The organism is Amycolatopsis sp. NPDC050768, assembly GCF_040654155.1.
Classification (GTDB): domain Bacteria; phylum Actinomycetota; class Actinomycetes; order Mycobacteriales; family Pseudonocardiaceae; genus Amycolatopsis.
In genome coordinates this window covers 109,947-136,327 of record NZ_JBFAHL010000003.1, presented here as the reverse complement: position 1 = coordinate 136,327, position 26,381 = coordinate 109,947, and the positions used below count along the sequence as shown (strand labels likewise).

The window sequence follows — 26,381 nt, the reverse complement described above, 5'->3', positions numbered from 1 at the left end:
AGCGGTCAAGGCGCCGCCGAGGTGATGTTTTCGGCGTGCGGATGTGCAACGGCGCACACGGAGTGCCGGGCTCGAGCGCCTACCCGGTACCGTCTGGCGGCTGTGAACGGCCCAGAAGGGCCCCGAAAGAACGAGAAAGACCCGGAAGGCCTAACGAAGGCCTGGAGGGTCCGACCAAAATCCCACCCCCCGCGTAAGGAGGACCGGTCATGCCCGAAGCCGTCGCACTCGGCGCACACCCCGCCCCGGCCGTGCCGGCCAAAGGACTCCGGACAGGGGCGCTGGGCATGGTGTCGGCGATGGTCATCGGGATGTCGTCGACGGCCCCGGCGTACTCGATCGCCGCGACGCTCGGCTTCATCGTGCTCGCGGGCGCCGGCTTCAAGGCCGCCGCGTTCATCCTCCTGTCGTTCATCCCCGTCCTCTTCGTGGCCGTCGCGTTCCGCGAGCTCAACACCGCCGAACCCGACTGCGGCACCAACTTCACCTGGGCGACGCGCGCGTTCGGCAGCCGCGCGGGCTGGATGACGGGCTGGGTGGTCACTGTCGCGCAGCTGCTCGTCATGAGCAGCCAGTCGGCGCTCACCGGCCGCTACACGCTGCTCCTGCTGGGCGCGGACAGCCTCGCGGACAACCGCGCCGTGACCACCGCGATCGGCTGCGCGTGGCTGCTCGCGCTCTGCTACCTGTGCTACCGCGGCATCGAGGTGTCCGCGCGCGCCCAATGGATCTTGCTGGGCATCGAGCTCGCCGTGCTCATCGTCTTCTCCGTCGTCGCCCTCGTCCGCGTCTACGAGGGCAGCGCTGGTCCGCAGGCAAGCCACCCGCAGTGGAGCTGGCTGTGGCCCAACGGGGTCGGGCTCGGCACGGCCGTGTCGGCGGTGCTGTTGGCCGTGTTCATCTACTGGGGCTGGGAAAGCTCGCTGTCGGTCAACGAGGAGTCGGCCGACCCGCGCCGCGCGCCCGGCCGCGCCGCCGTGCTCTCGACGGTGCTGCTCGTGCTCAACTACCTGCTCGTCACGGTCGCCGCGCTCGCGTTCGCCGGCGTCGAGGAGAGCGGCATCGGCCTGGGCAACGAGGCCAACTCCGACGACGTGCTGGCCGGCCTCGGCGGCGCGGTGTTCGGCGGCTCCGGGCTCGGCAAGGTGATGGGTCTGCTGCTCATCGTCTCCGTGCTCACCAGCGGCGCCGCCACCAGCCAGGCGACGATCATGCCCGCCGCGCGCACCACGCTGTCGATGGCGAGCCACGGCGCGCTGCCCAAGGTCTTCGGCCGCGTACACCCGAAGTACCAGACGCCGTCGGTCTCCACCTGGGCGTTCGGCCTCGTCTCGCTCGTGCTCTACGTGCTGCTCGCGGTGTGGAGCGACAACGTCCTCTCGGACTCGGTCGACGCCGTCGGCCTGACCATCGCGATCGAGTACACGATGACGGCACTGGCGTGCGTCTGGGTGTTCCGCAAGACCCTGCTGGCCAGCCTGCGCCACTTCTTCCTGCGCGGGGTGCTGCCGTTCGTCGGCGCGGTGTTCTTCCTGGCCGTGCTGGTGCTCGCGGTCATCGAATACGCGAAGCCGGACGCGGGGGAGACCACGGTGTTCGGCATCGGCGGCGTCGCGGTGATCGGGGTCGTGTCGATCCTGATCGGGTTCCCGCTGATGTTCGCCGTGCACCGCGTGTGCCGCGAGTTCTTTGCCGGCCGACGCCTGCCCCGCGGGTCGGTGGCGCGTGACGGCGAAGCCATCGAGGTCTGATTTAGGCTGGTGGGCATGCCGGACACACAGTACGAAGACCTGCTCCGCCACGTGCTCGACACGGGCGCCCGCAAGCAGGACCGCACCGGCACCGGCACGCGGTCGATCTTCGGGCACCAGCTGCGCTACCGGCTGGCCGACGGCTTCCCGCTGGTCACCACGAAGAAGGTCCACTTCCGCTCGATCGCCTACGAGCTGCTGTGGTTCCTGCGCGGCGACTCCAACGTCCGCTGGCTGCAGGACAACGGCGTCACGATCTGGGACGAGTGGGCCTCCCCCGAGGGCGACCTCGGTCCGGTCTACGGCGTCCAATGGCGCTCGTGGCCGACCCCGGACGGCGCGCACGTCGACCAGATCAGCGAAGTGCTCAAGACGCTGCACGAGAACCCCGACTCGCGGCGCATGATCGTGTCCGCGTGGAACGTCGCCGACATCCCGCGCATGGCGCTGCCGCCGTGCCACGCGTTCTTCCAGTTCTACGTCGCCGACGGCGAGCTGTCCTGCCAGCTTTACCAGCGCAGCGCGGACCTTTTTCTCGGCGTGCCGTTCAACATCGCCAGCTACGCCCTGCTCACCCACATGATCGCCGAGCAGGTGGGCCTGCGCGTCGGCGACTTCGTGTGGACCGGCGGAGACTGCCACGTCTACGACAACCACGTCGACCAGGTCCGCACGCAGCTCGCACGCGACGCGCGGCCGTTCCCGACGCTGAGCCTGAAGCCGGCCGACAGCCTGTTCGACTACACCTACGAGCACATCTCGGTCGACGGTTACGACCCCCACCCCGGCATCAAGGCGCCGGTGGCGGTGTGATCGGGGTCGAATGGGCGCAGTCGTCCAACGGTGTCATCGGCCGTGACGGCGCGCTGCCGTGGCGCCTGCCGGAGGACCTCAAGCACTTTCGCGAGCTGACCTCGGGCGCGACTGTGCTGATGGGCCGCCGGACCTGGGAGTCACTGCCGCCGAGGTTCCGGCCGTTGCCCGGCCGGCGCAACCTCGTACTTTCGCGCACGCCGCAGGAAGGCGTCGAGACGTTTCCCGAATTGGCGCAGGCGTTCGCCGCGGTGTCCGGGGACGTGTGGGTGATGGGCGGCGAGGCCGTGTACCGGGCGGCGCTGCCGTTCGCAGACCGGATCGTGGTCACGGAGATCCAGGAGCACTTCGAGGGCGACACGTACGCGCCCGAGGTCGGGCGGGCGCCGGACTCCACCGGCGAGTGGCAGGAATCGTCGACGGGGCTGCACTACCGGTTGCTGACCTGGGGCTGAGGTCAGCAACCGGCTCGCTTCAGCAGCGCCGCAGCAGGTCCTCCTCGGTTTCGCGGGGCACGAGCAGCTTCGCGAAGCCGTCGCGCACGCCGATGAGCGGCGGGCGGCCCACGAGGTTGTAGTTCGAAGCCAGCGAGTGGTGGTACGCGCCGGTGCACGGCACGGCCAGCAGGTCGCCGGCGTGCACGTCGTCGGGCAGGCAGACGTCGTCGGCCAGCACGTCACCCGACTCGCAGTGGCGGCCGACCACGGTCATCGGCGTGCGCGCGGCCTTCGTGCGCCGCCCGACGAGTCGCGCGGTGTAGCGGGCGCCGTACAGGGCGGGGCGCGCGTTGTCGCTCATGCCGCCGTCGACGGCGACGAACGTCCGGCTGCCGCGCTTCACCGCGCACACCCGGTACACCGTGATCCCGGCGGGGCCGACGATCGCGCGGCCGGGCTCGATCGTCAAGCGGGGCAAGGGAAAGTCGTGCGACGAGCATTCATAGGCCAGCGCGACCCGGAGCCGACGCGCGTAGCCGTCGAGATCGAACGACGCCTCGCGGTCGAGGTAGGGCACGGCGTGGCCGCCGCCGAGGTCCAGCTCGCCCAGGGTGACGCCGTACTGGTCGCGCACGCGCACCAGCACCTCCACCATGCGTCGCGCCGCCTCCTCGTACCGGTCGACGCGCGCGACCTGCGAGCCGATGTGGCAGTGCAGCCCGACCAGCCTGAGCCCGGGCTGCGCGAGCACGGCGGCGACGGCGCGGTCCACGTTGTCGCGGACGTCCGGGCGCAGCGAGAAGCCGAACTTCTGCCCTTCGGTGCCGGTGGTGATCGCCGCGTGGGTGTCGCCGGAGACGCCGGGCGTCACGCGGATCATGACCTGCTGCGCGCCGTGGGCCAGTGCGCCGAGCTGCTCGATCTCGTCGAGCGAGTCGAGCACGATGCGGCGCACGCCGTACTCCAGCGCGGCCTTGAGGTCTTCGGGGGTTTTCGCGTTGCCGTGCAACAGGATCCGCTCGGCGGGGAAGCCGACGGACCGCGCGACGGCGAGCTCGCCCGCCGAACACGTGTCCAGCGAGAGGCCTTCCTCCGCCATCCAGCGCACCACGGCGCGCGTACACAGCGCCTTGCTCGCGAAGGCCACCTCAGCCTCCGGCAGGGCACGGCGGTAGGCGCGCGCGGTGTCGCGCACTTGGGCCTCGTCGATGAGGTACGCCGGGGTCCCGAACCGGTTGGCCAGGTGGCTCACCGGAGCACCCGCGAAGATCAGCTCACCGCCTTCGCCGAGGCAGGTGCTGCGCGGCCAGAGCCCCGGCTCGAGATGGTCGGCGGCCTCACAACCGAGGCTGGGGAGGAGCTCGCTGAGTGTCACGGTGACCTCCGGACGATGTGCGAATTCGGACACCGTCAGCACACTGCGGTGGTGTTCGATTCGCCCCAGCCGTGAACACCACCCTGACGCTCCGCCCGGCCGCGCTGACACGCTTTTAACGCGCGAGTAACTTCGGCCACATTCCGTTTGACCTGCGAAGAGTCGATTTCTCCCGCCGCGTCCCGTCTCATGGGACATGGTTGAAGAGATGACGGACTTCGCGACCGAAACCGAGACGCACCGCCACGAGCTGCGGGTGCACTGCTACCGGCTGCTCGGTTCCTTCGACGAGGCCGAGGACCTGGTGCAGGAGACGCTGCTGCGCGCGTGGCGCGGCCGCGGCACCTACGACGGCCGCGCCGGCCTGCGCGCGTGGCTGTATCGCATCGCGACGCACGCGTGCCTGGATCACCTCACCGCACACCCGCGTGAGCTGCCGGTGCTGGACTTGCCGACGGCCGGCGGTTCCGATCTGGCGCCGCGGCCGGACGTCGCGGTGCCATGGCTGCAGCCGGTGCCCGACGACGTGCTCGGCGAGGTGGTCGCGCGCGAGACGGTGGAGCTGGCTTTCCTCGCGGCGATCCAGCACCTGTCCCCACGCCGCCGTGCGGCGGTGGTGCTGCGCGACGTGCTCGGCTGGTCGGCCCGCGAGACGGCGGCGGCGCTCGAGACGACGCCGGCGTCGATCAACACCGCCGTGCTGCAGGGGCGGGCGTCGCTGAAGGAGCACCTGCCGCAGCGGCGGACGGAGTGGTCGTCCGAGGGCAGCGACGAGGAACGCGCTGTGGTGGCGCGGTACATGGCGGCGTTGGTGGATCACGACGAAGAGGCGTTCGCTTCGTTGTTGCGCGAAGACGTCCGCTGCAGTCACGCCCCGGGCGCCGGCGGGCACGTCGGCGCGGAGCCGACTTGGTACGCGGGCCGAGAGACTGTGCTCGAAGGCTGGGCGCCCGCGTTGCGCGGCCCGGACGCCGTGGCGTTCCACGTGCTGGCAACGCGGGCCAACGGCCTCCCGGCGCTCGCGACCTACCTCCGGCTCGACGGTGCCTTCCGGGCCTTCGGGCTCAACGTGTTGCGAATCGCACGAGGGAATGTCGCTGAAGTGACAACATTCGCCCCGGTGGTGTTCGAGCTGTTCGACTTCCCGCAAACGCTGCCACTCGACTGACGCTGGTCAGCGTCCTCGGTGCTGGGCTTTTTTCGCGGCGCCGCACACGCAGCCGCGCTCGGCGGAGTGGCCCGCCGCGGTCGCCGCGCAGTACCTGCGGGCGATCACGTCGTGCTCCTCGAGCGGGTGCGGGCAGCTGGGGCAGGACGTCTCGGGCCGGACTTCCGCCGGGGTCTCGTGTTCGGCGGAAGTCATGACGTGGCCGGCTCCGGCGCGCGCTCGCGCAGTGGGGCGCCGACGGAGTGGAGGTGTTCGAGCACGTAGCCGTAGGAGCGCGCCCAGCCGCACTGGGCGTAGGAAATCCCGTGGCGGGCGCAGAACTCGCGCACGATCACCTGCGCGTGCTTCAGGTTCCCGCGAGCCATGCTCGGGAAGAGGTGGTGCTCGATCTGGTAGTTGAGGCCGCCGAGGGCGAAGTCGACGACGACGCCGCCGCGGATGTTGCGCGACGTCAGCACCTGCTTGCGCAGGAAGTCGAGCTTGTGGCCCGTCGTGAGCATTTCCATGCCCTTGTGGTTGGGAGCGAACGAACATCCCATGTACAAACCCCACAGGAACTGGTGTACGACGATGAACACCAGGCCCGTCAGCGGTGACAACACGATGAACACCGCGGCCAGGTACGCCACCAGGTGCCCGATCAGCAACACCGACTCGAGCTTGTGCCGGCGCATGTCACCGGCCCACACGGCGCGAACGCTCGACACGTGCAGATTGAGGCCTTCGAGCAGCAGCAGCGGGAAGAACAAGAACGCCTGGTACTTCGCCACCCAGCGCAGGAAACCGCGCTTTTCGTGGCTCTGCGCACGCGAGAACGCGAGCGCGGCGATGTCGACGTCCGGGTCCTCGTCCTCGTGGTTCGGGTTGGCGTGGTGGCGGTTGTGGGTGGCGATCCACCAGCCGTAGCTGAGCCCGGTGAGTCCACCGTGGACGAGTCCGGTGGCGTCGTTGGCCTTGCGGCTGGAGAAGATCTGCTTGTGGCCGGCGTCGTGGCCGATGAAGGCCAGCTGCGCGAACATCATCGCGAAGAAGGCAGCGAGGAAAAGCTGCCACCAGGAGTCGCCGAGGAACGCGAACGCCACCCAGCCGCCCGCGAAGGCAGCGAGGTTGAGGCCGATGCGGACTCCGTAGGCGGCACGGCGGCGCTTGAGCAGGCCGGCCGCCTTGATCAGCCGGGAAAGTTCGGCAAAATCGCTTCCGGTGGACGGTTCTGTGGCGTCGAAAGTTGAGGACGAAGTCATGCCAGCACCGCTCTGGTTCAGGCGAATCGCTTGTCCAGCGACGGTTTCCGGCCACGACGGGTCCGGGTCCAGTCCGGGAGAAGGGCGCTGGGGCCTGGCCGCGGTGGCACCGCAGCCTGTACCCACCCTCTCACCCTTGGCTTGCGAAGGCAATTGCCCACAGCTGTCGAGAAACCTTACGAAAGTCCCCACGACGACAGCAGGCTGAAAATCCGCTCGCGCTCGGCCGCGGTCAGCAGCCGGCTCGGCGGGCGCACGTCGGGCCGGCAGAGGCCGAGTTGTGACAACGCGTCCTTGACGACGCTCACGTTGTTGGCGTTGTGTTCGGCCGCGCGCAGCTGTTCGAACGGCCGGATCAGTTCCCACAGCCGCATGGCACCGGCGAAATCGCGCTCGCGCAGCCGGGCGAACAGATCGAGCGAGATGCGCGGCGCGACGTTCACCAGCCCCGACGTGAACCCCTGCGCGCCCACGGCGAAATAACCCGGCGCCGAAAGTTCGGCCAGCCCTGCGATCCACACGAACCGTTCGAGGCCGGCGTCACGCGAAACTGTTGCAAAACGCACGGGATCTGACACCGCGTACTTCACACCGATCACATTCGGCGCGGCGTCGGCGAGGCGCGCGAGCTCTTCGCCGCCGATATCGGGGTTGCGCACGTACAGCACCACGCCCACCTCCGGCACGGCCGACGCGATCGCGCGGTGGTACTCGACCCAGCCCTCGCGTGAGACGTACGGGTGCACCGGCTGGTGGATCATCACCAGGTCGGCACCGGTGTCGCGCGCGTGCCGGGCCGCCTTGACGGCCGTGCGCACGTCGTGCCCGACGCCGGCCAGCACGCTCGCCTCCCGCGCCGCCTTCACGGCGACCTCGAGGCACAGCCGGGTCTCGTGCTCGTCGAGCGCGTAGAACTCGCCGGTGTTGCCGTTGGGCGTGACCACCTCGACGCCGTTTGTCACCAGCCGCTCGACGAGCCGGCCGTACGTCTCCGCCTCGACCCCGCCACTCCCGTTGAACGGCGTCACGGGGATCGCGACGACGCCCGCCAACCGCCGTTTCTGCACTTCGAACGCCACTGGTGTGTCCGATCTGATATATGATGTGACGGCGCAGAGGGTAGCACGGGGTGGTGGGTCAAGCGTCCTGATCTTCGGGTCGGGCGGTCCGGTAGACCTGCACGGAGACGCCCTTGCCGGTCGTGCGGTGTTCGATGAGCTCGAGTGCGCGGCGCGGTGTTCCCGGCCGGAACAGCCGTTGTCCCTTTCCCAACACCACGGGGAACACCCACACGCGGTGCTCGTCGACCAGGCCGGCGGCCATCAGCGTCTGGAGCAGATCGCCGCTGCCGTGCACCTGCAGCTCCCGCCCGGGCTCGGCCTTGAGCTCGGTCACGGCCCGCACGACGTCGTCGCGCAGGAACGCCGTGCCCTGCCACGACGAACGCGTGAGCGTGCGCGAAGCGACGTACTTCGGCAACGTATTGAGCGGTCCCGCCACCGGGTCGGAGCCGCCGACGGAGGGCCAGTAGCCCGCGAAGATCTCGTACGTGCGGCGCCCGAGTAGGAACGCGTCGGCACGCGAGAACCAGTCGGCGGTGTACTCGGCCATCACCGCGTCGTAGTACGGCGTGAGCCAGCCGCCGAGGTCGAAGCCGCCGCGCGGGTCCTCGGTGGGCGTGCCCGGGCCCTGCACCACTCCGTCGAGGGAGACGAACGTGGTGGCGGTGAGCGTGGTCATGCCATCGACCCGAAGGTCGGCGCGCCCGCGGCCGCGTACTCCTGGATCACGACGCCGGTGCTCGTCGCGCTCGTCGACAGCGGGCGCAGTGCGAGTGGGTGCGCGCCGGCGGGGAACAGCGGGTGGCCTTCGCCGAGGACGACGGGGAAGACGAGCAGCCGGTACTCGTCGACGAGGTCGTCGAGCTCGGCCACGAGGCTGCCGCTGGCGTGGAGCTGCAGCTCGCCGTCGTAGCGGGCCTTCAATCGGCGGATCTCGGCGGCGAGGTTGCCGGAGACGACGTGCCTCGGCAGGTCACCGGTGCTCGGGCAGTAGTCGGCGATGTTCTTGACCTGCAGGAACGCCGACGCACGGCGCTGCCAGCGGGCCAGGGCCGCGCCCATCTGCGCGTCGACGTGACCCGGTCCGCGCACCACGCCGTCCAGGGTCAGGAACGCCGTGACGATTAGCTTGCCCATCGGTCGTCTCCCTCGTTCGTCGGGTCTGTGGTGAACCGTCGAACGAGGGACGCGCCGAATCGACAACTTCTTGTGCGCGGGCTACCAGTTTTTGTGCCGGGTTTTTCAGTCGGCGAGGAACGCGGCGAGTTGCTCGACCACGAACGCGTGGTCGTCGGCCTGCGGCAGGCCCGAGACGCCGACCGTGCCGACCGGCCCGACGTCCTTGACCAGCACCGGGAACACGCCACCGTGGGCCGCGTACAGGTCGGGGTTGAGGCGCGAGTCGGCCTCGAAGCTGCTGCCCTTCGCACGGAACTGCGTGCCCACGAGGAACGAGCTGTGCCCGTAGCGGTCGACGACGCGGCTCTTGCGGTCGATCCAGGCGTCGTTGTCGGCCGATGTTCCCGGGAGTGCGGCGTGGAACAACCGCTGTCCGTTTCTGCGCACGGAGATCGTGACGGGTAGGGCGCGTTCGCGCGCCGCGGCGAGCAGGTGCTGGCCGAGTGCGAGGGCGGTCTCGTTGTCGAACCGGGGGAACACCAGCCGGCTCTCCTGCTCGAGGAGCTCCTGCATGAGCTCGGTTTCGGTCGTCATGTCCGATATTAAATCAACACTGTTGTGTAATTGCCACCGTGTTCAGCCGCGGTTCACATTCGGCTGCTTGTCGTGTGCCGTGACCTGGGGAAGGCTGCTTGCCGCGCGTGATGTGGATCTCCGTCACGCACATTCCGGACGAGGAGGTACGGATGGGGCAGGCGGAAGGGCGGCTGAGCCGTCGCTCGGTTCTCGGCGGCGCGGCGGCGGCCGGCATGGCAGGCGCGGCGGCGGGTCTCGGCGGCGCGTTCGCTGAGGCGGCCGCGGGCCCCCGGCGGCGCGGCAGCCTCGACGACGTCGAGCACGTCGTGGTGCTCATGCAGGAGAACCGGTCGTTCGACCACTACTACGGCACGGCGGCCGGCGTCCGCGGCTTCGGCGACACCGCGGCGGTGCGTGACGTGTTCCGCCAGCCCGACGCGAAGCGCACCGACGGCGGCCACCTGCTGCCGTTCCACGTCGACACCGCGCTCGTCGACGGCCAGGACCTCGGCGACCTCGCGCACGACTGGGCCACCACGCACCAGGCGTGGGCCAACGGCGCCTACGACGCGTGGGTCCCGGCGAAGACCGAGATGACCATGAGCTACTTCAACCGCGACGACCTGCCGTTCCACCGGGCGCTCGCGAGCGCGTTCACCCTGTGCGACAACTACTTCTGCTCGCTGCAGGGCCCGACTACGCCCAACCGCCTCTACCACTGGACGGGCATGATCGACCCGGACGGCGCGCTCGGCGGCCCCGCGACGTGGAACCCGGACGACTACAAGCCCGTCTACCGCTGGACGACCTACCCCGAGCGCCTGCAGGCCGCCGGGATCTCCTGGCAGGTCTACGCGAACGACGAGGTCGGCGACGGCGCGGACGGGTACGTCGGCGACTACGGCGACAATCCACTGTGGTTGTTCCAGCAGTACCATGACGCGCTGGCGTCGGCGGACCCGAAGAAGCGCCAGCTCGCCGAGCGGGCCAGCCTGCGCACACAGTGGAAGGCGGATTCGGGGCAGGGCAAGAACGTCGACCACGTGCTGCAGCAGTTCGTGGCGGACTGCAAGGCGGGCACGCTGCCGGTGGTTTGGTGGGTGGTGGCGCCGTACGCGTACTGCGAACACCCGGCCGCGCGGCCGGTCGACGGCGCGGCATACACGCAGCGCGTGCTGAAGGCGTTGTGGGACAACCCGAAGCTGTGGGAGTCCACTGTGGTCCTGATCAACTACGACGAGAACGACGGGTTCTTCGACCACGTCGTGCCGCCGTGCGCTCCGGCCGGGACGCCGGGCGAACTGCTGCCGGTGAACCAGCCGTCGGGCCCCGGCGGCGTCGGGACGGGCGCACTGGCGCCGATCGGCCTCGGCCCGCGCGTGCCGATGACAGTGATCTCGCCGTGGAGCCGCGGCGGGTTCGTGAACTCGCAGGTCTTCGACCACACGTCCGTGCTGCGGTTCCTGGAGACGTGGACGGGTGTGCGCGAGCCCAACATCTCGGCGTGGCGCCGCGAGATCTGCGGTGACCTGACCAGCTGCTTCGACTTTTCGCGTCGGGATGTTTCCATCCCCACGCTGCCGGACGCGACGGCGTTGCGTGCCGAAGCGGACCGGACGCAGACGAAGCTGCCCAAGCCGGCGCCCCCGCTGACAGGGCAGCAGGCAATGCCGGAACAGGAGCGCGGTACGGCTCCGGCGCGGGCGTTGCCTTACCAGCCGGTGGCTTTTGTTTCGGTGGGTGCGGGGTCGCTGGCTTTGCAGGCGTCGAACCACGGGGCGGCTGGTTTGCAGTTGGCTTCTTACGCTTATCACGCCGGTGGGGTTTCGCAGCGGTTCGACGTTTCCGGTGGTGGTTCTGCTGCTGGGAAGATTGCGTTTTCCGGTTCTTATGACATCGCGGTTCACGGACCTAATGGATTTGTGGTGGAGGCGTCAGGGGATTCGTCGACTTCGGGGGTGGAGGTCACGGCTTCCATTTCGGGTTCGGCCGCGCACCCGGTTTTCCAGGTAAAGGTGACGAATTCCACGTCTCGGCCGGCGACGTTGACGGTGAAGGGGCGCCCCGGCTTTGTGGTGGGTGCGCACGGTTCGCACACGCTTTCCGTTGATGCGCTGACCGACCATTCCGGCTGGTACGACGTGCAGCTGTCGCTCGTCGGGCACCCGGAGTGGCATCGGCGGTTCGCCGGGCACCTGGAGAACGGGCAGCCGAGCAGGACGGCTTGATCTGGCTGCGCGAGGGGACCGTTCGCTGGGCGAAGGGTCCCCTCGCGCGGCGCTCGCGCATGACTGGACCTCTCGCGCGCTCGGCGGCGTGACTGGACCTTTCGCGCGCGGGTTGCGCCGCGAGGGGACCTTTCGTGCCCAACCTGTGGGTGCGACTGGACCACTCGTGCGCTGGCTGAGACGCGACGGGACCGTTCGTGCCGTCGATTGAGTGCGAGCGGTCCGGTCGCGGCGCACCGAGCGCGGGCGAGGGGACCTCTCGTGCCACAGCAGCGGAGCGAGTGGTCGCTTCGTGCCAGTCTCGACGCCGCGAGTGGTCCCCTCGCGCCGGCGTGACTGCGCGACTGCGCGACTGGACCGTTCGCGCACATGAACCGGCACGAGGGGACCGTTCGCCCAGCGAATGGCCCCCTCGTGAGGCGTCAGCCCCGCAAAGCGTTCAACGCGAACGCCGCATACATCGCCACCCCAGCCGGCATCGCGGCCTCGTCGAAGATCACCCGGTTCGAGTGATTCGCGGGAGCGTCCGAGGGCGAAAGCCCCGGCGGGCAGGCCCCGAGGAACGCGAACGCCCCCGGAACCCGTTGCAGTACATACGAAAAGTCCTCCGCCCCCATGATCGGGTGCGGGATCTCCTGGACGTTCTCCTCGCCGAGCACCGTCGCGCCAAGGGCCAGCACCTCGGCGGCCACCGCGGCGTCGTTCACGGTCGGCGGGTAGCCCGGCTCGATGTCGGCCAGGACGCGGCAGCCGTGGGCCGCCCCGATGGACTCGCAGACGCGGGGCAGCTCGGTCCGGACCACGGCGCGCGTGGCTTCCGACAGGGTGCGGATGGTCCCTTCGAGCACGGCCGTCTCGGGGATGATGTTCGTGGTCGTGCCGGCCTCGATGCGGGTCACGGAGATCACGGCGGGGTCGAAGACGCCGATGCGGCGGGTGACCATCGTCTGCAGGGCGCCGACCATCGCGGCCGCCGCGGGGACGGGGTCGATGGCTTCCTGCGGGGCGGACCCGTGGCCGCCGCGGCCGGTGACGTCGACGCGGAAGGTGTCGGCGGACGCCATCATCGCGCCGCCGCGGACCTGGAGGAGGCCGGTGGGCGTGTTGGCCATCATGTGGAGGCCGAAGGCCTGTGAGACGCGCGGGCCGGCGGCGTCGAGCACGCCCTCGTGGATCATGAAACGCGCGCCGTGGTGGCCTTCCTCGCCGGGCTGGAACATGAAGACCACGGAGCCGGCCAAGGAGTCGACGCGCGAGGCCAGCAGGCGGGCGGCGGAGGCGAGCATGGCGACGTGGGTGTCGTGCCCGCAGGCGTGCATGGAGTCGTCGACCTCGGACGAGAACTCGAGGCCGGTGTCCTCGTGCAGCGGCAACGCGTCCATGTCCCCGCGCAGCAGCACGGCCGGGCCCGGGCGCGCGCCGCGCAGCACGGCGGTGAGCGACGTCGTGGAGCGGCCTTCGGTCACGGAAAGCGGCAGGTCGGCCAGGGCCGAACGGATGGCTTCCTGCGTCTGGGGCAGCTGGAGCCCCTGCTCCGGCCGGCGGTGCAGAGCGCGGCGCAACGCGACGGTGCGGTCCTGCAGCTCCCGCGCGGCGTCGAGCAGCCCGTCGAGGCGGGTGTCCGGGAGAGTCGGCAGGTCGGTGGGTCCGGTCATGGCTCGATAGTGGCACCACGGACGCTTCGGGTGCACCGTGCGTGCGCTCGCATCGGTGGCGGAATACGGTGTGCGCATGGCGGTGCAAGAGCCGGTCACGGGCTTCGCGATGGCAGTGGTCCGAGAAGACGGTCGGTGGCGGTGCAGTGCGCTCGATCCCGCGGCGCTCACGGAGCTCGACGCGGCGATCACCGAGCTGGGGAAACTCCGCTCGACCGGCGCGGCGTTCGGGCTCCTGGCGGTGGACGACGAGTTCTTCGTGATCGTGCGGCCGAGCCCGCGGGGGCCGTCGCTGTTGCTGTCGGACGCCGCGGCGGCGCTCGACTACGACATCGCCGCGGACGTGCTCGACGTCCTGCGCGTCGACCCTCCCGACGAGGACGACGACGCCGTCTGGCCCGAAGGCGACCTCGACATCCTCACCGATCTCGGACTGCCGGGCGGCGAGCTTGAAGTTATCGTCGGAGAGGTGGATCTCTACCCCGACGAGCAGCTCCAGATGGTCGCTCAGCGCTGCGGCTTCGCGGCCGAGTTCTCGAAACTTCTGGACGAGCTCTGAGACGCCCGGCCGACACCGAAGCCGTGCAGGCGGCGCTCGAAGCCGCGCGCGGTCCAGGCGCCGATGTGCCCATCGGCGCCGTGGTGTTCGGCCCTGACGGAAGGCCTCTCGCCGCGGCCCGCAACGCCCGCGTCGAGCTCGGCGACCCCACCGCCCACGCGGAGATCCTCGCCCTGCGCGCGGCCGCCCGCGTCCACGGCGACGGGTGGCGCCTGGAGGGCTGCACGCTCGCCGTGACGTTGGAACCATGCACGATGTGCGCGGGCGCCCTCGTGCTCGCCCGCGTGGCCCGCCTGGTGTTCGGCGCGTGGGAGCCCAAGACCGGCGCCGTGTCCTCCCTGTGGGACGTCGTGCGCGACCGCCGGCTCAACCACCGCCCCGAAGTCCACGGCGGTGTGCTGGCCGCGGAGTGCGCCGAGCTGCTCGAGACGTACTTCGCCACCCGCCGCCACCCCGCCGACGTCGTGCCTTCGGCCTCCGGTATTGTTCTCGGCGGTGGCGTGTCCGAGCGGCCGAAGGAGCACGACTCGAAATCGTGTGACGGTTAATCCCGTCCGTGGGTTCAAATCCCACCGCCACCGCTCGCGAGTGGGCGAGCTATGTCGACGGAAAGCGTCGAGGTAGCTCGCTCGCTGTGTTTCTGGGGTGCAACCCCCAGGCCCCGCCCGGAGGGCGTTGCCCCCGGACCCCCGGTGGTGGTCACCTGCCGCGGGTTGGTCACTGTGGCGGATGGCCGTCGTTGAAAGACAAATCCGGTAGTTGTGCTCAGGTCGAGCTGCCGTCAGCGCAGCCGGTCGGCGGGCGTTCGGTTGCGGCGTACCGATTTGCCGGCGGACGCGGGCGGAAGCCGGGGACTCAGTCGAACGGCAGAACGGGTGTGCCGAACGGCTCCAGGAACGAGATCGTCTCCATGATCGTCGACACCCCGGTTTCCACGGCCCGCACGACCGCCGCGCACGCCTCGATCACCGGTTGCACCGCCTCTGTCGAGCGGTCCCCCGCCAGTACCGCCACCGCGGACGTCGCGGCTGACCCCGCGACGCAAGTGACCTGAGCGGCCGTCTCCGCCGCGAGCCGGTCGAGCAGATCGGCCAAGTCCAGCCCGACGGCGGCCGTGCGGGCGGCGGCTTCGGCGGCCTGCCGGTAGTGCACGTCGAGCTCGTCGGCGCGAGTGCGGAACAGGGCGGCGGGCTCGCCGCCCCAGCGCCGTTCCGCGCGGTGGGCGCCGCTTTCGAAGGCGAGGCGGGCGGTGACCAGGACATCGCGGCCGGTCGACAGGGTGCGGGCCGACTCGCGGATGGCGGGGGGTGAGCAGTCGATCTGCTGCAGCGCGGCCACGGGGTCCGGGGCGCCGAGGCGCGCGCCCGCCTTCCGCAGCGGCTCGAGGGTCGCGGCGGCTTTCTCCAGGGCCGGGTGCAGGAAGGGCATCAGGTGAACAGCGCCGTCGCCACCGCGGGGCGGATCTTCTCCGCGTGCCCGCCCGCCGCCATGCGCAGCCGGCCGGCGAGGTCGGACGTCGCGTCGCCCAGCACGCGGGCGTCGACGTCGCGGGCGGCCAGCGCGGCCTCCCAGCGCGAGGCCAGCTCGCGCGCCGGCGCGGAGATGCCGAACGGCGTGGACTCCAGGCGCGCCTCGGCGAAACGGCCGGCCGCCTGGTCGGCATCGGCCGCAGCCTTGTCCAGCGCGTCGGCCGCGGCGCGCAGCCGCTCACTCGTCGAGCTCGCCATGGCGACCTCCCCTTCCCGGAACAAACCAGTTCAAGGTGGCCAGGCCCCCACCTCGTCACCCTGTAGGGGGAGATCTAACCTCATCACGTCCTGTGTGGTCACTCGGCCGGGCGTAGGACTGTTCCACATCGTGAAGAGCCTTGACCCCGCTCGGCAGCGCTGACGACCATCGCGCCCATGCCAGCCACCCGCCCGCGCAGCCGACCCGGTCGCCTTCCCGGCGCAGGCACAGCCGCGCTCCGGTCGACGCGGCAAGTCACTCCGATCGGCCGAACTTCGCTCAACCAAGCCGATTCGCCCACCCGGAGGGCTTGATGTCGATCGACTTCCTGCGGTCGTCGGCCACCCCCGCCGACGGCATCCTCGAAGGCCCGCGCGTGCTGCGCCGGCTACCCGAAGGCGTCGAAGAACGCCCCTACGAACTGTTCACCCTCCGTCCTCTCGGCCGGGTGATCGGGGCCGAAATCGAGGGTGTCGGCCTCGGAGCGTCATTGACCCCCCAGGTTCGCGAAGAGCTGAACCGCGCGTTGCTGGAGTGGAAGGTGCTGTTCTTCCGCGAACAGAAAATGACGTCGGAACAACAGTGCGTGTTCGCTTCCCACTGGGGAGCGTTGGAAACCAACCCCTTCATCCCGCAAGGCGACAACAACGAAGTCGTCCGCTTCACCCGCACCGCGGGCATGCCGGGCTACGAGAACATCTGGCACACCGACGTCACCTGGCGCCCCGCACCCGCGCTCGGCTCCGTCCTCCGGCTGGTGGAGGTCCCGCCGGTCGGCGGCGACACGATGTGGGCCGACATGGCCGCTGCCTACGACAACCTGCCTGCCGACGTGCGCGAACGCATAGACGGACTCACCGCCGTCCACGATTTCGTGCCCGGCTTCGAACGCTTCACCGACCCGGACCTGCTGGCCGCCCACCGGAACCGCTTCCCGCCCGTCGAGCACCCGATCGTCCGCGTCCACCCCGAGACGGGCCGGCGGACGCTGTTCGTGAACCAGGCCTTCACCACCCACGTCGTCGGCCTCGGCAAACCGGAGAGCGACCGCCTGCTCCGCTACCTCTTCCTCCAGGCCCACATGCCCGAGTACCAGGTGCGCTTCCGCTGGACCCGTGACGCCGTGGCGTTCTGGGACAACCGCGCCACCCAGCACTACGCCGTGAACGACTACCACCCCCACAACCGGGTGGCCGAACGCGTCGCCATCGTGGGCGACCGGCCGTTCGGGGCTTAACCTGGTCGTATGAGCGAACCCAAGGCCGTGGTCACCGCGTTCCTGCAGGCTCTCGAGGACATGGACGTCGAGCGGGCGCTGAACCACGTCGCAGTCGACATCACCTACCAGAACGTGCCGCTCCCGGCCGCCCACGGCCTCGCGGCCGTGGAGAAGCAGCTGCGCATGCTGACCCGGTTCGGTACCGGGTTCGAAGCGCGCACGCACCACATCGCCGCCGACGGCAACGTCGTGCTCACCGAACGCACCGATGTGCTGCGCCGCGGCTCGTTCGCGGTGGAGTTCTGGGTGTGCGGCACCTTCGAGATCGAGAACGGCCGGATCGTGCTGTGGCGCGACTACTTCGACTGGACGACGTTCCTCGCGGCCAGCGCGAAGGGCGCCGGACGCGCGGCGGTGGCCGGAGCGAAGACGCTCATCGGCAAGGCCCGTTCGTGAGCGGTGCGGCCGCCAAGCCGCCGAGCCGCACCGCCCACGAACCCCCGGGGCAAACTTTTCGCGGACGCCGCGGTCGCGGGAGAAACGGAAGATCCCGCGTCCGCGGCGTACCCCAGCGGGGCGCGAAACCGCGCGAGCCGAACACGATCAACCCCCATGTGATCGTGTCGCCTCCCCCCGCGGTGTGCGACCCGTGAGCTCCCGGGAAGTGGTCTGGGCCACATTCTCGTGGGCTCGCGAGTAAAGGTACCTCCGCCGCAAACCGACCGCGCCAAAGCTTGACCTGCATTTAAGGCAGATAGGCCGTCCGGGTGACGACCCTGGGGAAACGCCCTCAGCGCTTCGGCGCGAGAAATCCTTCGACGGTGCCGATCCCGGTTCCCACGGCCACCTTTGTGGACCGGCGCGCCGACAGTTCGGCCACGTGCCGCAGCACCTGCGCCGCCGCTTCGCCGGCCAACGGCACGCACTCGTTGTCCTCGCCGCGGCGCACGGGGATCAGCTCGAGCCGCGGCCGGTCGCCGAGCAGGCACCCAGCGAGCAGCCCGTCGACGTGGCGGCCGCGCATCGCGGGCCAGTCGAACACGAGGTTGCCGAGGCTGTAGAGGATCGGGCGGCCGCGGTAGACCTCGACGGCCTGGATGCTGTGCGGCCCGTGGCCCACCACGAGGTCGGCGCCCGCGTCGATGATCGCGTGGGCGTAGACGATCTGGTACTCGGTGAGCTCGTCGCCCGGCAGTCCCCAGTGCATCGACACGACCACGTGGTCGGCCGCCGCGCGGGCGCGGTGGACGTCGGCGACCAGGCGTTCCAGGTCCGCCGGCACCGGGGTGGTGTGGACGATCGGCGGCCGGCCCGGCACGTCGAGCACCCGCGGATCCGGCTGGTACGAGGTGTACGCGCCGGCCACCGCGACGCCCGCCGAATCGGCCTTCGCCTCCTGGCCGACCGGCCAGCACAACGACGTGAACGCGAGGAAGGCGACGCGGCGATCGACCCGTTCGATCACGGCCGGCGTGTGCGCGGCGGTGAGGTTCGCACCACCGCCGCAGTAGGCGATGCCGGCCTTCTCCAGCACCGACAGGCTGGCGAGCATGGCCGGCGGCGGGTACGTCACGTTGTTGGCGACCGACACCACGTCGATGCCGACCGCGGTGAGCGCCTCGACCATTTCCGGCGCGGAATGGCGCCAATTCGGCTTGTGCGGGATGTCCAGACCGCCGTGGTCACCCATCGATCCCGACAGCGGGCCCTCGAGGTTGACAAAACGCACGTCGGCCCCGCTCAGCAACGGAGCCAACGCCCGGAATGCCGTTTTCGGCTCGCTTCGGCCCTGCACGTTGGCGTCTCCGCCGAGTACGAGAGAGATCACTGTGTCAACCCGTCCCTCGGAGGTAATTCCGCGAACTCGTTACGAATCGTTGCCTCTTAGTCTTCCTACCCTTCGCTTGTTCGGGGGACGATGCGTCGACCGTTCATGCAAAGGGGACTCAGGGTGACCATATCCGGTCGAAGAAAGAGCGTGCTGACCGCCGCTGCCGTCGCGGGCTTGGTCGTGAGCGGCGCTCCCGCCGCACTCGCCGCACCCAGCGCGGACGCGGTCGTCGCCGAGGTCTACGGCGGCGGCGGCAACTCCGGCGCCACGCTCACCAACGACTTCGTGGAGCTCGCGAACCACGGTGGCGCGCCGCTCGCGCTCGACGGCTACAGCGTGCAGTACCTGCCGGCCACGGCCAGTGCGTCGAGCACGTGGCAGGTCACGAAGCTCGCCGGCTCGGTCGCCGCGGGTGGACGTTACCTCGTTCAGGAGTCGAAGGGCACCGGCGGCACCGTCGCACTGCCCACCCCGGACGCGACCGGGACCATCGCGATGTCCGGGACCGCCGGCACGATCGCGCTTGTCAACGGCTCCACCGCGCTGACCTGCAAGACCGCCGCCGACTGCGCCGCCGACCCGCAGGTCAAGGACCTCGTCGGCTTCGGGGACGCCGTGGTCCGCGAGGGCACGCCGACCGCCGCCCTGTCGAACACGACCTCGGCCGCGCGCGCCGCGTCGCTCGCCGACACGGACAACAACAGCGCCGACTTCACCGTCGGCGACCCGACGCCCACCAACTCCAAGGGCGAGACGGCCGGCGGCGACACCGGCCCCGTCGACCCGGGCACCCCCGCGAAGATCCACGACATCCAGGGCACCACGCGGCTCTCGCCGCTCAAGGACAAGAAGGTCAGCGAGGTCACGGGCATCGTGACGGCCGTGCGCACCTTCGGTTCGTCGCGCGGCTTCTGGTTGACCGACCCGAACCCCGACAGTGACCCGCGAACCAGCGAGGGCCTGTTCGTGTTCACCGGCTCGACCACGCCCGCCGTCGCCGTCGGCGACGCGGTGACCGCGGCCGGCACGGTGAAGGAGTTCTACCCGGACGCCCCGGCGACGTCGAACTACCAGTCGCTCACCGAGCTGTCCAGTGCACAGTGGACGGTCGGAACGCACGGGAACCCGTTGCCCGCGCCCACGAAGATCACGCCCGACCAGATCCCGGACGTGCTCGCGCCCAACGCCGGCGGCAACATCGAGGCGCTGCCGCTGGAACCGGCGAAGTACGCGCTGGACTTCTGGGAGTCGCACGAGAGCGAGATCATCAGCATCTCCGACGCCCGCGTGGTCGGCCCGAGCAACGACTTCGACGAGCTCTACGTGACGACGAAGCCGCAGCAGAACCCGACGCCGCGCGGCGGCACGGTCTACCTCGGCTACGACAAGATCAACACCGGTGTGCTGAAGATCCAGTCGATCATCCCGTTCGACCAGCAGCCGTTCCCGAAGGTCAACACCGGTGACGTGCTCACCGGGACGACATCAGGCCCCGTGGAGTACAGCAGCTTCGGCGGCTACACGCTCTTCGCGTCGCAGATGGGTCCGGCGAAGGACAACCACCTGCAGAAGGAGGTCACTGCGCGCCAGCGTCCCGGCCAGCTCGCGGTGGCGACGTACAACGTCGAGAACCTCGCGCCGTCCGACCCGGACACGAAGTTCGCGCAGCTCGCGCACGGCATCGTCGACAACCTGGCCGCGCCGGACGTCGTGACCCTGGAGGAGATTCAGGACAACGACGGCGCCACCAACGACGGTGTGGTCGCCGCCGACGTGACGCTCAAGAAGTTCACCGACGCGATCATCGCGGCGGGCGGCCCGCACTACCAGTGGCGCGAGATCGACCCGACCAACGACGAGGACGGCGGCGAGCCGGGCGGCAACATCCGCGTGGGCTTCCTGTTCAACCCGGCGCGAGTGTCCTTCGTGGACCGTCCGGGTGGCAGCGCGCTGTCCTCGGTGGGTGTCGTGAAGGACCACGGCAAGGTGCACCTGACGCAGTCCCCGGGCCGCGTCGACCCGACGAACGACGCGTGGACCGACAGCCGCAAGCCGCTGGCCGGCGAGTTCGTCTTCCAGGGCCGCACGGTGTTCGTGATCGCCAACCACTTCAACTCCAAGGGCGGCGACCAGCCGACGCACGGCCGGTTCCAGCCGCCGGTGCGTAGCTCCGAGGTGCAGCGTCAGAAGCAGGCGACCGTGCTGAAGGGTTTCGTCTCGCAGCTGCTTTCGGCTGACCGCAACGTCAACGTGGTGGTCGCCGGCGACCTGAACGACTACCAGTTCTCGCCGGCGCTGGCCCAGCTGACGTCCGGCGGCCTGAAGGACCTCCTCGCGACGCTGCCCGCCGCCGAGCGGTACAGCTACGTGTTCGAGGGCCAGTCGCAGGTGCTGGATCACATCCTGGCCGCGCCGGCTCTTCGCGGCGTGGACTACGACGTGGTCCACATCAACGCCGAGTTCGCCGACCAGGCCAGCGACCACGACCCGCAGATCGTGCGGTTCCGGCCGTCGACGGGGAACAAGCTGGAGGACCTGGCTTACGACCTGCTGGACTACCTGGACCAGTTGTTGGGGCGGACAGCTCCGCGTAAGTAGTTCTTGATACACACCGAAGGCCACCATTCTCCGCGAATGGTGGCCTTCGGTGTCTTCGGGGTGGCTAGAATTGGCTCCTTGCAAGCGAACGGGGGCGCGGTGGCAGACGAGGACGAGGCCAAGAAGACCGGCTGGGGCACGCTCGGGCACCAGTGGATCACCGCGATCGCCGCGCTGGTCACGGCGCTGACCGGGGCCGGGTTCTTCGTCGGGCGGGCCAGTGCGCCGAGCACGCCCGCGCAGCCGGCGCCGGTGACCGCGACCGCGACCGTCACGGTGACGGCCGGTGCGCCGGTTTCGAACGGCCACGCGCCGCCGCGTTCCTCGGCGAGCAACGCGCCGGACGCGTACTTCACGGGCCCGGTCACGTTCGGCAGCATCAACCTCGACCTCAACCCGCCCGCGGAAGGCGACGAGAACGACATCGCGGACCACTTCGGCTCCGACCTCTTCACCACCGGTGAGAGCAGGATGCGAGTCTGGGTCGACGACGGCGTGCCCGGTCGCGACGATTGCAGCCGGCTGGCCGCGGCCGACGGCACGAACCAGCTCGACTCGCTGCACGCCGGCAGCATCGTCTGCGGGATCACCGCCAAGGGCCGCCCGTTCCGGCTGACGGTGAAGGTGTCGGCGGCCTCGGACCTGGTGACCGACGCGGTGGTCTGGAACGCGTAGCCGATCGGCGAGCAACCCGTAGCCGAAAGGCGTACGTGGTGATCAGCCCGCCGCATGTTGTCCCGGCAGCCGCGCGATTCGTACGTTCGGACCAACCGATGAGGAGGTCCGAATGCGCAGGATTTTGACCGTGGGCGCGGCTGTTCTGGTGGCCGGCACGGTGGTGGCGGCGCCCGCCATGGCGGTGTCCGGTGGGGAGCCCGCGGCCGACGGCGCGGCGCCGTGGATGGCGACGGTCGTGTTCAAGGGTGACGAGCCCTTGGTGCAGCGGGAAAGTTGCGGCGGCGCGTTGATCGCGCCGGATCGGGTGGTGACGGCGGCGCACTGCCTCGACCACGTGGACCCCACGCACTTCGAGGTGCACCTCGGGGGTGGGACGCTGTCGACGGATCCCGGGCGGATCGTGCCGATCGAGGGGTGGTCGGTCGACCCGGGGTTTCGGCTGATCCCGTCGCCGAAGGCGCCGGAGGACTACTCGAAGGCCAGTGCCGCCGACGATGTCGCGCTGATCAAGCTGGCGCGTCCGGTGTTCGACATTCCGACGTTGCCGGTGGCCAACAGGGCGCCGAAGCCAGGCTCCACTGTGGACGTCTACGGGCACGGGCTCACCAAAACACCGGACCCGAAGGACCCGCTGCCCGCGCTCGGTGACCAGCTCGCGCACGCGCAGCTCAAGGTGATCGACGACCAGGCGTGCGGGCAGTCGTTCGGGAGCCAGGACGTGGTCGACGGGCCGTCGGTGCTGTGTACGCAGGCCGCGGCCACGGTCTGTTCCGGCGACAGCGGCGGTCCGCTGGTTCAGGACGGCCGGCTCGTCGGCGTCGTCAGCTTCGCCGGTGAGGTCGCCGGTAAGCAGTGCGGCGAGCCGACCGCCAACGGGTTCGCCGACGCGGCCGCGTTGCGTTCCTTCCTGACGCAGCCGAGGCCGCCGCTGGCACCGATGACTCAGGTGGACCCCACGATCGCCGGCACCAAAGCCGCAGGCAACACGCTCACCTGTGACGCTCCGAAGTGGACCAACGGCACACCGGCCAAGGTGGACTACGCCTGGTACTCCAACAAGGTCGACCCCTCCAACGGCTTCGAGTTCTACATCCCGATCGAGGGCGCCACGAACCCCCAGCTCGCCGTCACCCCCGACCTCGCGGCCCACAAGCTGGACTGCGGCGTCACGGCCAGTACTGCGGGCGGCACCGTCGTGCTCTACGCCGACGTCATCTGACAGCTCAGCGTTTCGCTCGCCACCCCAGCGCCAGCACCGCCTGCACCAGCTCCTGGTACGACGGCTTCACTTCCTCGAGATACCGGTCCAGGTACTGCGGCCGCGCCGTCGACACCGGCTGCGGGTCATCGGCCGGCTCGAGGAAAGTGAGCCGGGCGACGTTGTGCAGGGCCATCTTCCACCAGCGGGAAGCGCGTTCGGCCGCCTTCTCCTCGCGTTCCTTCGCGGCGGAGACGGCGGCGTGCGCGTCGGCGAGCTGGTGGTCGATCTCGTCGGCGCGGGCGAGCTCCCAGGCACGCAGGTTGTCGGCCGAGCCGCGGGCCAGGCCGACGATTTCCTTGTAGCGCATAGCCGCGCTGGCGTCGTCCGTCATGCCGGTTCTCCCGTCTGCTCGGGGCGCTGGAAGGGGATGATGACTTCGGGGGCGCCGTGCGTGGTGCGGTCGAAGAACAACGCGCGGCCCTGGCGTGGCGACCAGTGCACGACCTGGCCGGCGGCGAACGGGGAGAGCTCGTTGCCCTGCACGTCGAGCGCCGCCCAGGTGCCGATGTCGTCGGTGCCGCCGAAGCCGAGCGTGTCCTTGAGACGCGCGATGCTGCGCCACCAGCCGATGGTGTGCACGCCGTGGCCCGGGCCCGTCTTGAGCACCGTGCGCAGGTGGTCGAGGCCGCTCTTGAGCTGGCCGGGGGCCTTGGTCTCCAGTGTGGGCAACGCGGCGTCCACTCCGTACAGCAGCAGGATCCGCGACGGGCCGCCGAGTTCCCCGTCCACAATGGAGGCCAGCAAAGCCGTCAGGTCATCGATCAAATCTGTCACGTGGCCCTCGGCGCGCAGCCGTTCCGTCAGCTCCAGGACGGCCGGCGCGCACGCCTCGATCGGGCAGTACAGCACGAACTCGACCTCGCCGATCTCGTACTGCCGCGCCAGCGACCGCGCCGCGGAGTCCATGATGGACAGTGCCTCCGCCGACGCGCCGCCCAGTACCGCGATGTTGCGGCCGGGCGCGCGGGGCAGCTCCACACCCTGTGCGGCCTCCGTCACGTCGATCGACTGGCCCAGCAGCGCGCGCGGGCGCGAGGTCGGCTTGAGTTCCGTGTACGCCGGGAACTGTTCCAGCACCGGGGAATGCGCGCCGTCGAACAGCCGGGGGCGCGGGAAGCGTCCTGAGTAGAGCTCCCACAGCTTGTGCTGCAGCTCCACGAACACGTTGCGGCTGCTCGCGTCGGGGATGTGTGCCAGCAGGTTGCCGTGCGCGACACCGGAGTCGTGGTTGATCACGGCGTGCCACTTCGGCGCGGACACCGCCGCGTTGTTCGTCTCCGCCAGCACGCGCCGCGCCTTCGGCATCGCGATGCGCAGCGTGCACTGCTCGAACACCGCAGGCTTGCCCCAGAACGCCTCGATGCCCGCGACGTCCTGGCTCGCGAGGACGAGGTGGATGCCCTGCGAACGCCCGCGCCGCGCGATGTCCTCCAGCAGCTGCGTGGCCGTGGCGGTGACCTGGTCGCGACCGGCGAACAGGTACTGGAACTCGTCGATCACGGCGACGATCCGTGGCCAGTGCCCGCCCGGGTCCTGCTCGCGCAGGTCGGCCAGGTTCGTGACCTCGTGTTCCTTGGCGGCGGCCGAACGCCGGCGCAGCTCGTCGGCGAGGAAGCGCAGCAGCGCGAGGCCGAACTCGCGGTCGGTGTTCACGTTGACACCCACGAGCTTCGCGTGCGGCAGCCAGCTCGCGTCCTTGCGGCCGGGCGCGAGGCCCGCGAACGACACGCCTTCCTTGAAGTCCAGCAGGTACAGCGCCAGCTCGTCCGGCGTGTAGCGCGCGGCGAGGCTGCCGAGCAGCGAGTACAGGAAGTTCGTCTTACCGGAACCGCTCGGCCCGCCGATCAGGGCGTGCGGGCTCGCGTCGCCGATCACGACCTCGACGGCTTCGCCCTCGTAGAACCCGACGGGCGCCCGCAGCTCCCGCGCCGAGCTCTCCTGGCCGAACTCCGTGGGCAGCAGGTCGGCGAACGAGCGTGGCCCGCCTTGCTTGGCGATCAACGCTTCCGCGATCCGCCCGGCCGCCCGGATCACCTGTCCGGAAGGCAACGGCGGATCGAGGTCCACGACGAGGTCGGTGCCGGTCATGCTGCTGATCGCGCGCCGCTCGTCGAGCAGGCTCAGCGATTCGATCGACGCGCTCACGGCCGTGGGCACGTCGATGAGGATGAGGCAGATTCCGGCGGCGAGCGCGCCGCTGGCCACGCGCTTGAGGTCGCGCGCGAGCTCGGGTTCCAGCGTCTCGCCGTTGCCGTAGAGCACCGCGATCCGGTACGGCTCCACCCGCTGGTTGCTGGCGCGCCGCAGCTCCCGCAGCGACGTGTGCCCGGCCTGCATGCCGGTGGCGTGGATGCGGCGGATGTGGCCGGCCAGCTCGTTGAGGAGGTCTTCCAGCCGCGTCGGGTCGTAGAGCGAAAGCGCGCTGGTGCGGCTGATCGGGTAGAGGTCGGGCAGGATCGCGGTGAGCTGCCCGATGTCCCAGAGGTGGATCTTCACGGCGCCGGGCTCGAACGTCGAGAGCACCCGCATCAGCAGGTTCTGCACGATCCCGTCGATTACCGGACGCGTTTTGGGCGCCGAGGTGATCTGCAGGTGCGACTCGTCGAGCAGGGGCACGGCGACGTCGAACGTCCGCGAGATGTCGCGGCCGGCCGCCGTCGCCGAGCCCACGCGCCACAGCCCCGGCGCGGTGATGCCGGGATTGGTCCCCACCCGGCCGAGCCATTCGCTCGGCGGCCGCCCCGCGGGACCCGGTGCGTTGGCCGTCACCAGGTCCCGCAGGGCGCCCGGGCCCGAGCTCCAGTCGGTGTAGAACGCGTTGCGCACGCCGCCGAGCGAAGCGAAAACCTCGTGCGCGGCCGGGTGCCGCGCCCATTCCGTCTGCTGCTCGGCGTCGGCGTGATTCATGCCGACCCGCACGATTTCCTGTTCGAGAGCGAGCCGCGCCACGTCGGCCTCCGCGGCTTCGCGGGCGCCGGCGGCGGCACCGAGCACGAGCCCGATCTGGTGCCGGACCCGGTCCAGCGCCGTCTGAACGCGGTTGCGCTGCTCGGCGGATTTACTGGCCATCGGTGTCGCTCATG

24 protein-coding genes, 1 tRNA gene and 1 pseudogene are annotated in these 26,381 nt (G+C 70.1%); 13 read left to right on the top strand and 13 right to left on the bottom strand.

Going from position 1 to position 26,381, the window contains the following annotated elements; genetic code table 11:
- Positions 1-209: 209 nt before the first annotated feature.
- Genes AB0H62_RS10835 through AB0H62_RS10825 form a run of 3 tightly spaced genes read left to right on the top strand, consistent with a single transcriptional unit; the run spans position 210 to position 3,019 of the window.
- Positions 210-1,751, top strand: coding sequence for an APC family permease (locus tag AB0H62_RS10835; RefSeq protein WP_360585543.1), 1,542 nt, complete (start codon positions 210-212; stop codon positions 1,749-1,751).
- 15 nt (positions 1,752-1,766) lie between these two features.
- On the top strand, positions 1,767-2,564 hold the full coding sequence (locus AB0H62_RS10830; RefSeq protein WP_220244993.1) for a thymidylate synthase: 798 nt from the start codon (positions 1,767-1,769) through the stop codon (positions 2,562-2,564).
- Complete coding sequence (locus AB0H62_RS10825) at positions 2,561-3,019, top strand: dihydrofolate reductase (protein WP_220244992.1); 459 nt, start codon at positions 2,561-2,563, stop codon at positions 3,017-3,019. The genes AB0H62_RS10830 and AB0H62_RS10825 overlap by 4 nt, the downstream gene beginning before the upstream one ends.
- 19 nt (positions 3,020-3,038) lie before the next feature.
- Here AB0H62_RS10825 and lysA read toward each other — a convergent pair whose 3' ends face one another.
- Positions 3,039-4,376 (bottom strand): diaminopimelate decarboxylase, encoded by a 1,338-nt coding sequence (gene lysA / locus AB0H62_RS10820; RefSeq protein WP_220244991.1) that lies wholly within the window; start codon positions 4,374-4,376, stop codon positions 3,039-3,041.
- A gap of 208 nt (positions 4,377-4,584) precedes the next feature.
- Here lysA and AB0H62_RS10815 point away from each other — a divergent pair, with 208 nt between their 5' ends.
- Complete coding sequence (locus tag AB0H62_RS10815) at positions 4,585-5,544, top strand: RNA polymerase subunit sigma-70 (protein WP_255638531.1); 960 nt, start codon at positions 4,585-4,587, stop codon at positions 5,542-5,544.
- Between the two features lie 6 nt (positions 5,545-5,550).
- On the opposite strand, the gene AB0H62_RS10810 is transcribed toward AB0H62_RS10815, so the two are convergent.
- The 6 genes from AB0H62_RS10810 to AB0H62_RS10785 all read right to left on the bottom strand — a co-directional run bounded on the left by AB0H62_RS10810 (position 5,551) and on the right by AB0H62_RS10785 (position 9,559).
- Complete coding sequence (locus AB0H62_RS10810; protein ID WP_220244989.1) at positions 5,551-5,739, bottom strand: RGCVC family protein; 189 nt, start codon at positions 5,737-5,739, stop codon at positions 5,551-5,553.
- On the bottom strand, positions 5,736-6,785 hold the full coding sequence (locus tag AB0H62_RS10805) for an acyl-CoA desaturase (protein ID WP_220244988.1): 1,050 nt from the start codon (positions 6,783-6,785) through the stop codon (positions 5,736-5,738). The genes AB0H62_RS10810 and AB0H62_RS10805 overlap by 4 nt, the downstream gene beginning before the upstream one ends.
- 176 nt (positions 6,786-6,961) lie before the next feature.
- Positions 6,962-7,864, bottom strand: coding sequence for a dihydrodipicolinate synthase family protein (locus AB0H62_RS10800; protein ID WP_220244987.1), 903 nt, complete (start codon positions 7,862-7,864; stop codon positions 6,962-6,964).
- Between the two features lie 58 nt (positions 7,865-7,922).
- Complete coding sequence (locus tag AB0H62_RS10795; RefSeq protein ID WP_220244986.1) at positions 7,923-8,525, bottom strand: dihydrofolate reductase family protein; 603 nt, start codon at positions 8,523-8,525, stop codon at positions 7,923-7,925.
- A complete protein-coding gene (locus tag AB0H62_RS10790) occupies positions 8,522-9,049 on the bottom strand; it encodes a dihydrofolate reductase family protein (RefSeq protein ID WP_360585540.1) in 528 nt (175 codons plus the stop codon). Before AB0H62_RS10790 ends, AB0H62_RS10795 begins: the two co-directional genes overlap by 4 nt.
- 39 nt (positions 9,050-9,088) lie before the next feature.
- Positions 9,089-9,559, bottom strand: coding sequence for a heme-degrading domain-containing protein (locus AB0H62_RS10785; protein WP_220244984.1), 471 nt, complete (start codon positions 9,557-9,559; stop codon positions 9,089-9,091).
- A gap of 152 nt (positions 9,560-9,711) precedes the next feature.
- On the opposite strand from AB0H62_RS10785, the gene AB0H62_RS10780 reads away from it, so the two are divergent.
- Positions 9,712-11,769 (top strand): phosphocholine-specific phospholipase C, encoded by a 2,058-nt coding sequence (locus tag AB0H62_RS10780; RefSeq protein ID WP_360585538.1) that lies wholly within the window; start codon positions 9,712-9,714, stop codon positions 11,767-11,769.
- 422 nt (positions 11,770-12,191) lie between these two features.
- Here AB0H62_RS10780 and AB0H62_RS10775 read toward each other — a convergent pair whose 3' ends face one another.
- Positions 12,192-13,424, bottom strand: coding sequence for a M20 family metallopeptidase (locus AB0H62_RS10775; protein ID WP_220244982.1), 1,233 nt, complete (start codon positions 13,422-13,424; stop codon positions 12,192-12,194).
- A 76-nt stretch (positions 13,425-13,500) separates the two neighbouring features.
- Here AB0H62_RS10775 and AB0H62_RS10770 point away from each other — a divergent pair, with 76 nt between their 5' ends.
- The 3 genes and pseudogenes from AB0H62_RS10770 (at position 13,501) to AB0H62_RS10760 (ending at position 14,564) form a co-directional block, all read left to right on the top strand.
- The gene (locus AB0H62_RS10770; protein ID WP_220244981.1) at positions 13,501-13,983 is read left to right on the top strand and encodes a tRNA adenosine deaminase-associated protein; all 483 of its coding nucleotides are present in this window, start codon (positions 13,501-13,503) and stop codon (positions 13,981-13,983) included.
- Between the two features lie 23 nt (positions 13,984-14,006).
- Positions 14,007-14,432: pseudogene (locus AB0H62_RS10765) on the top strand (nucleoside deaminase); the annotation flags it as partial.
- A gap of 45 nt (positions 14,433-14,477) precedes the next feature.
- Positions 14,478-14,564 (top strand) — tRNA-Ser (locus AB0H62_RS10760).
- Positions 14,565-14,838: 274 nt separating this feature from the next.
- On the opposite strand, the gene AB0H62_RS10755 is transcribed toward AB0H62_RS10760, so the two are convergent.
- Positions 14,839-15,411: a hypothetical protein gene (locus AB0H62_RS10755; protein WP_220244968.1), complete on the bottom strand. Its 573-nt coding sequence runs from the start codon at positions 15,409-15,411 to the stop codon at positions 14,839-14,841.
- Positions 15,411-15,710 carry a hypothetical protein gene (locus AB0H62_RS10750; protein WP_220244967.1) on the bottom strand — a complete coding sequence of 100 codons (300 nt, stop codon included), beginning with the start codon at positions 15,708-15,710 and terminating at the stop codon, positions 15,411-15,413. Before AB0H62_RS10750 ends, AB0H62_RS10755 begins: the two co-directional genes overlap by 1 nt.
- A 314-nt stretch (positions 15,711-16,024) precedes the next feature.
- Between AB0H62_RS10750 and AB0H62_RS10745 the strand changes: the two genes are divergently transcribed.
- The gene (locus AB0H62_RS10745; RefSeq protein WP_220244966.1) at positions 16,025-16,948 is read left to right on the top strand and encodes a TauD/TfdA family dioxygenase; all 924 of its coding nucleotides are present in this window, start codon (positions 16,025-16,027) and stop codon (positions 16,946-16,948) included.
- 9 nt (positions 16,949-16,957) lie between these two features.
- Entirely contained in the window at positions 16,958-17,386 is a 429-nt protein-coding gene (locus AB0H62_RS10740) for a limonene-1,2-epoxide hydrolase family protein (protein ID WP_220244965.1), read from the top strand.
- A 334-nt stretch (positions 17,387-17,720) separates the two neighbouring features.
- Here AB0H62_RS10740 and AB0H62_RS10735 read toward each other — a convergent pair whose 3' ends face one another.
- Positions 17,721-18,758, bottom strand: coding sequence for a CapA family protein (locus tag AB0H62_RS10735; protein ID WP_360585533.1), 1,038 nt, complete (start codon positions 18,756-18,758; stop codon positions 17,721-17,723).
- 123 nt (positions 18,759-18,881) lie between these two features.
- Between AB0H62_RS10735 and AB0H62_RS10730 the strand changes: the two genes are divergently transcribed.
- From AB0H62_RS10730 to AB0H62_RS10720, 3 genes are all read left to right on the top strand, one after another.
- Positions 18,882-21,359: an endonuclease/exonuclease/phosphatase family protein gene (locus AB0H62_RS10730; RefSeq protein WP_360585531.1), complete on the top strand. Its 2,478-nt coding sequence runs from the start codon at positions 18,882-18,884 to the stop codon at positions 21,357-21,359.
- A 78-nt stretch (positions 21,360-21,437) separates the two neighbouring features.
- Positions 21,438-22,034, top strand: a complete 597-nt coding sequence (locus AB0H62_RS10725) for a hypothetical protein (RefSeq protein WP_360585529.1) — start codon at positions 21,438-21,440, stop codon at positions 22,032-22,034.
- 112 nt (positions 22,035-22,146) lie between these two features.
- Complete coding sequence (locus AB0H62_RS10720; RefSeq protein ID WP_220244961.1) at positions 22,147-23,256, top strand: serine protease; 1,110 nt, start codon at positions 22,147-22,149, stop codon at positions 23,254-23,256.
- 4 nt (positions 23,257-23,260) lie between these two features.
- Here AB0H62_RS10720 and AB0H62_RS10715 read toward each other — a convergent pair whose 3' ends face one another.
- Together AB0H62_RS10715 and AB0H62_RS10710 are read right to left on the bottom strand one after the other, a co-directional pair.
- A complete protein-coding gene (locus AB0H62_RS10715; protein WP_220244960.1) occupies positions 23,261-23,629 on the bottom strand; it encodes a hypothetical protein in 369 nt (122 codons plus the stop codon).
- Positions 23,626-26,367, bottom strand: coding sequence for an FtsK/SpoIIIE domain-containing protein (locus AB0H62_RS10710; protein WP_360585526.1), 2,742 nt, complete (start codon positions 26,365-26,367; stop codon positions 23,626-23,628). Before AB0H62_RS10710 ends, AB0H62_RS10715 begins: the two co-directional genes overlap by 4 nt.
- Between the last annotated feature and the right edge of the window lie 14 nt (positions 26,368-26,381).

What these genes read in the sequence shown, in the direction of transcription:
- AB0H62_RS10835 (WP_360585543.1), top strand. Translation starts at nt 210, where the DNA reads ATGCCCGAAGCCGTCGCACTCGGCGCACACCCCGCCCCGGCCGTGCCG.
- AB0H62_RS10830 (WP_220244993.1), top strand. Translation starts at nt 1,767, where the DNA reads ATGCCGGACACACAGTACGAAGACCTGCTCCGCCACGTGCTCGACACG.
- AB0H62_RS10815 (WP_255638531.1), top strand. Translation starts at nt 4,585, where the DNA reads ATGACGGACTTCGCGACCGAAACCGAGACGCACCGCCACGAGCTGCGG.
- AB0H62_RS10810 (WP_220244989.1), bottom strand. Translation starts at nt 5,739, where the DNA reads ATGACTTCCGCCGAACACGAGACCCCGGCGGAAGTCCGGCCCGAGACG.
- AB0H62_RS10805 (WP_220244988.1), bottom strand. Translation starts at nt 6,785, where the DNA reads ATGACTTCGTCCTCAACTTTCGACGCCACAGAACCGTCCACCGGAAGC.
- AB0H62_RS10795 (WP_220244986.1), bottom strand. Translation starts at nt 8,525, where the DNA reads ATGACCACGCTCACCGCCACCACGTTCGTCTCCCTCGACGGAGTGGTG.
- AB0H62_RS10785 (WP_220244984.1), bottom strand. Translation starts at nt 9,559, where the DNA reads ATGACGACCGAAACCGAGCTCATGCAGGAGCTCCTCGAGCAGGAGAGC.
- AB0H62_RS10780 (WP_360585538.1), top strand. Translation starts at nt 9,712, where the DNA reads ATGGGGCAGGCGGAAGGGCGGCTGAGCCGTCGCTCGGTTCTCGGCGGC.
- AB0H62_RS10775 (WP_220244982.1), bottom strand. Translation starts at nt 13,424, where the DNA reads ATGACCGGACCCACCGACCTGCCGACTCTCCCGGACACCCGCCTCGAC.
- AB0H62_RS10770 (WP_220244981.1), top strand. Translation starts at nt 13,501, where the DNA reads ATGGCGGTGCAAGAGCCGGTCACGGGCTTCGCGATGGCAGTGGTCCGA.
- AB0H62_RS10755 (WP_220244968.1), bottom strand. Translation starts at nt 15,411, where the DNA reads ATGCCCTTCCTGCACCCGGCCCTGGAGAAAGCCGCCGCGACCCTCGAG.
- AB0H62_RS10750 (WP_220244967.1), bottom strand. Translation starts at nt 15,710, where the DNA reads ATGGCGAGCTCGACGAGTGAGCGGCTGCGCGCCGCGGCCGACGCGCTG.
- AB0H62_RS10745 (WP_220244966.1), top strand. Translation starts at nt 16,025, where the DNA reads ATGTCGATCGACTTCCTGCGGTCGTCGGCCACCCCCGCCGACGGCATC.
- AB0H62_RS10740 (WP_220244965.1), top strand. Translation starts at nt 16,958, where the DNA reads ATGAGCGAACCCAAGGCCGTGGTCACCGCGTTCCTGCAGGCTCTCGAG.
- AB0H62_RS10720 (WP_220244961.1), top strand. Translation starts at nt 22,147, where the DNA reads ATGCGCAGGATTTTGACCGTGGGCGCGGCTGTTCTGGTGGCCGGCACG.
- AB0H62_RS10715 (WP_220244960.1), bottom strand. Translation starts at nt 23,629, where the DNA reads ATGACGGACGACGCCAGCGCGGCTATGCGCTACAAGGAAATCGTCGGC.
- AB0H62_RS10710 (WP_360585526.1), bottom strand. Translation starts at nt 26,367, where the DNA reads ATGGCCAGTAAATCCGCCGAGCAGCGCAACCGCGTTCAGACGGCGCTG.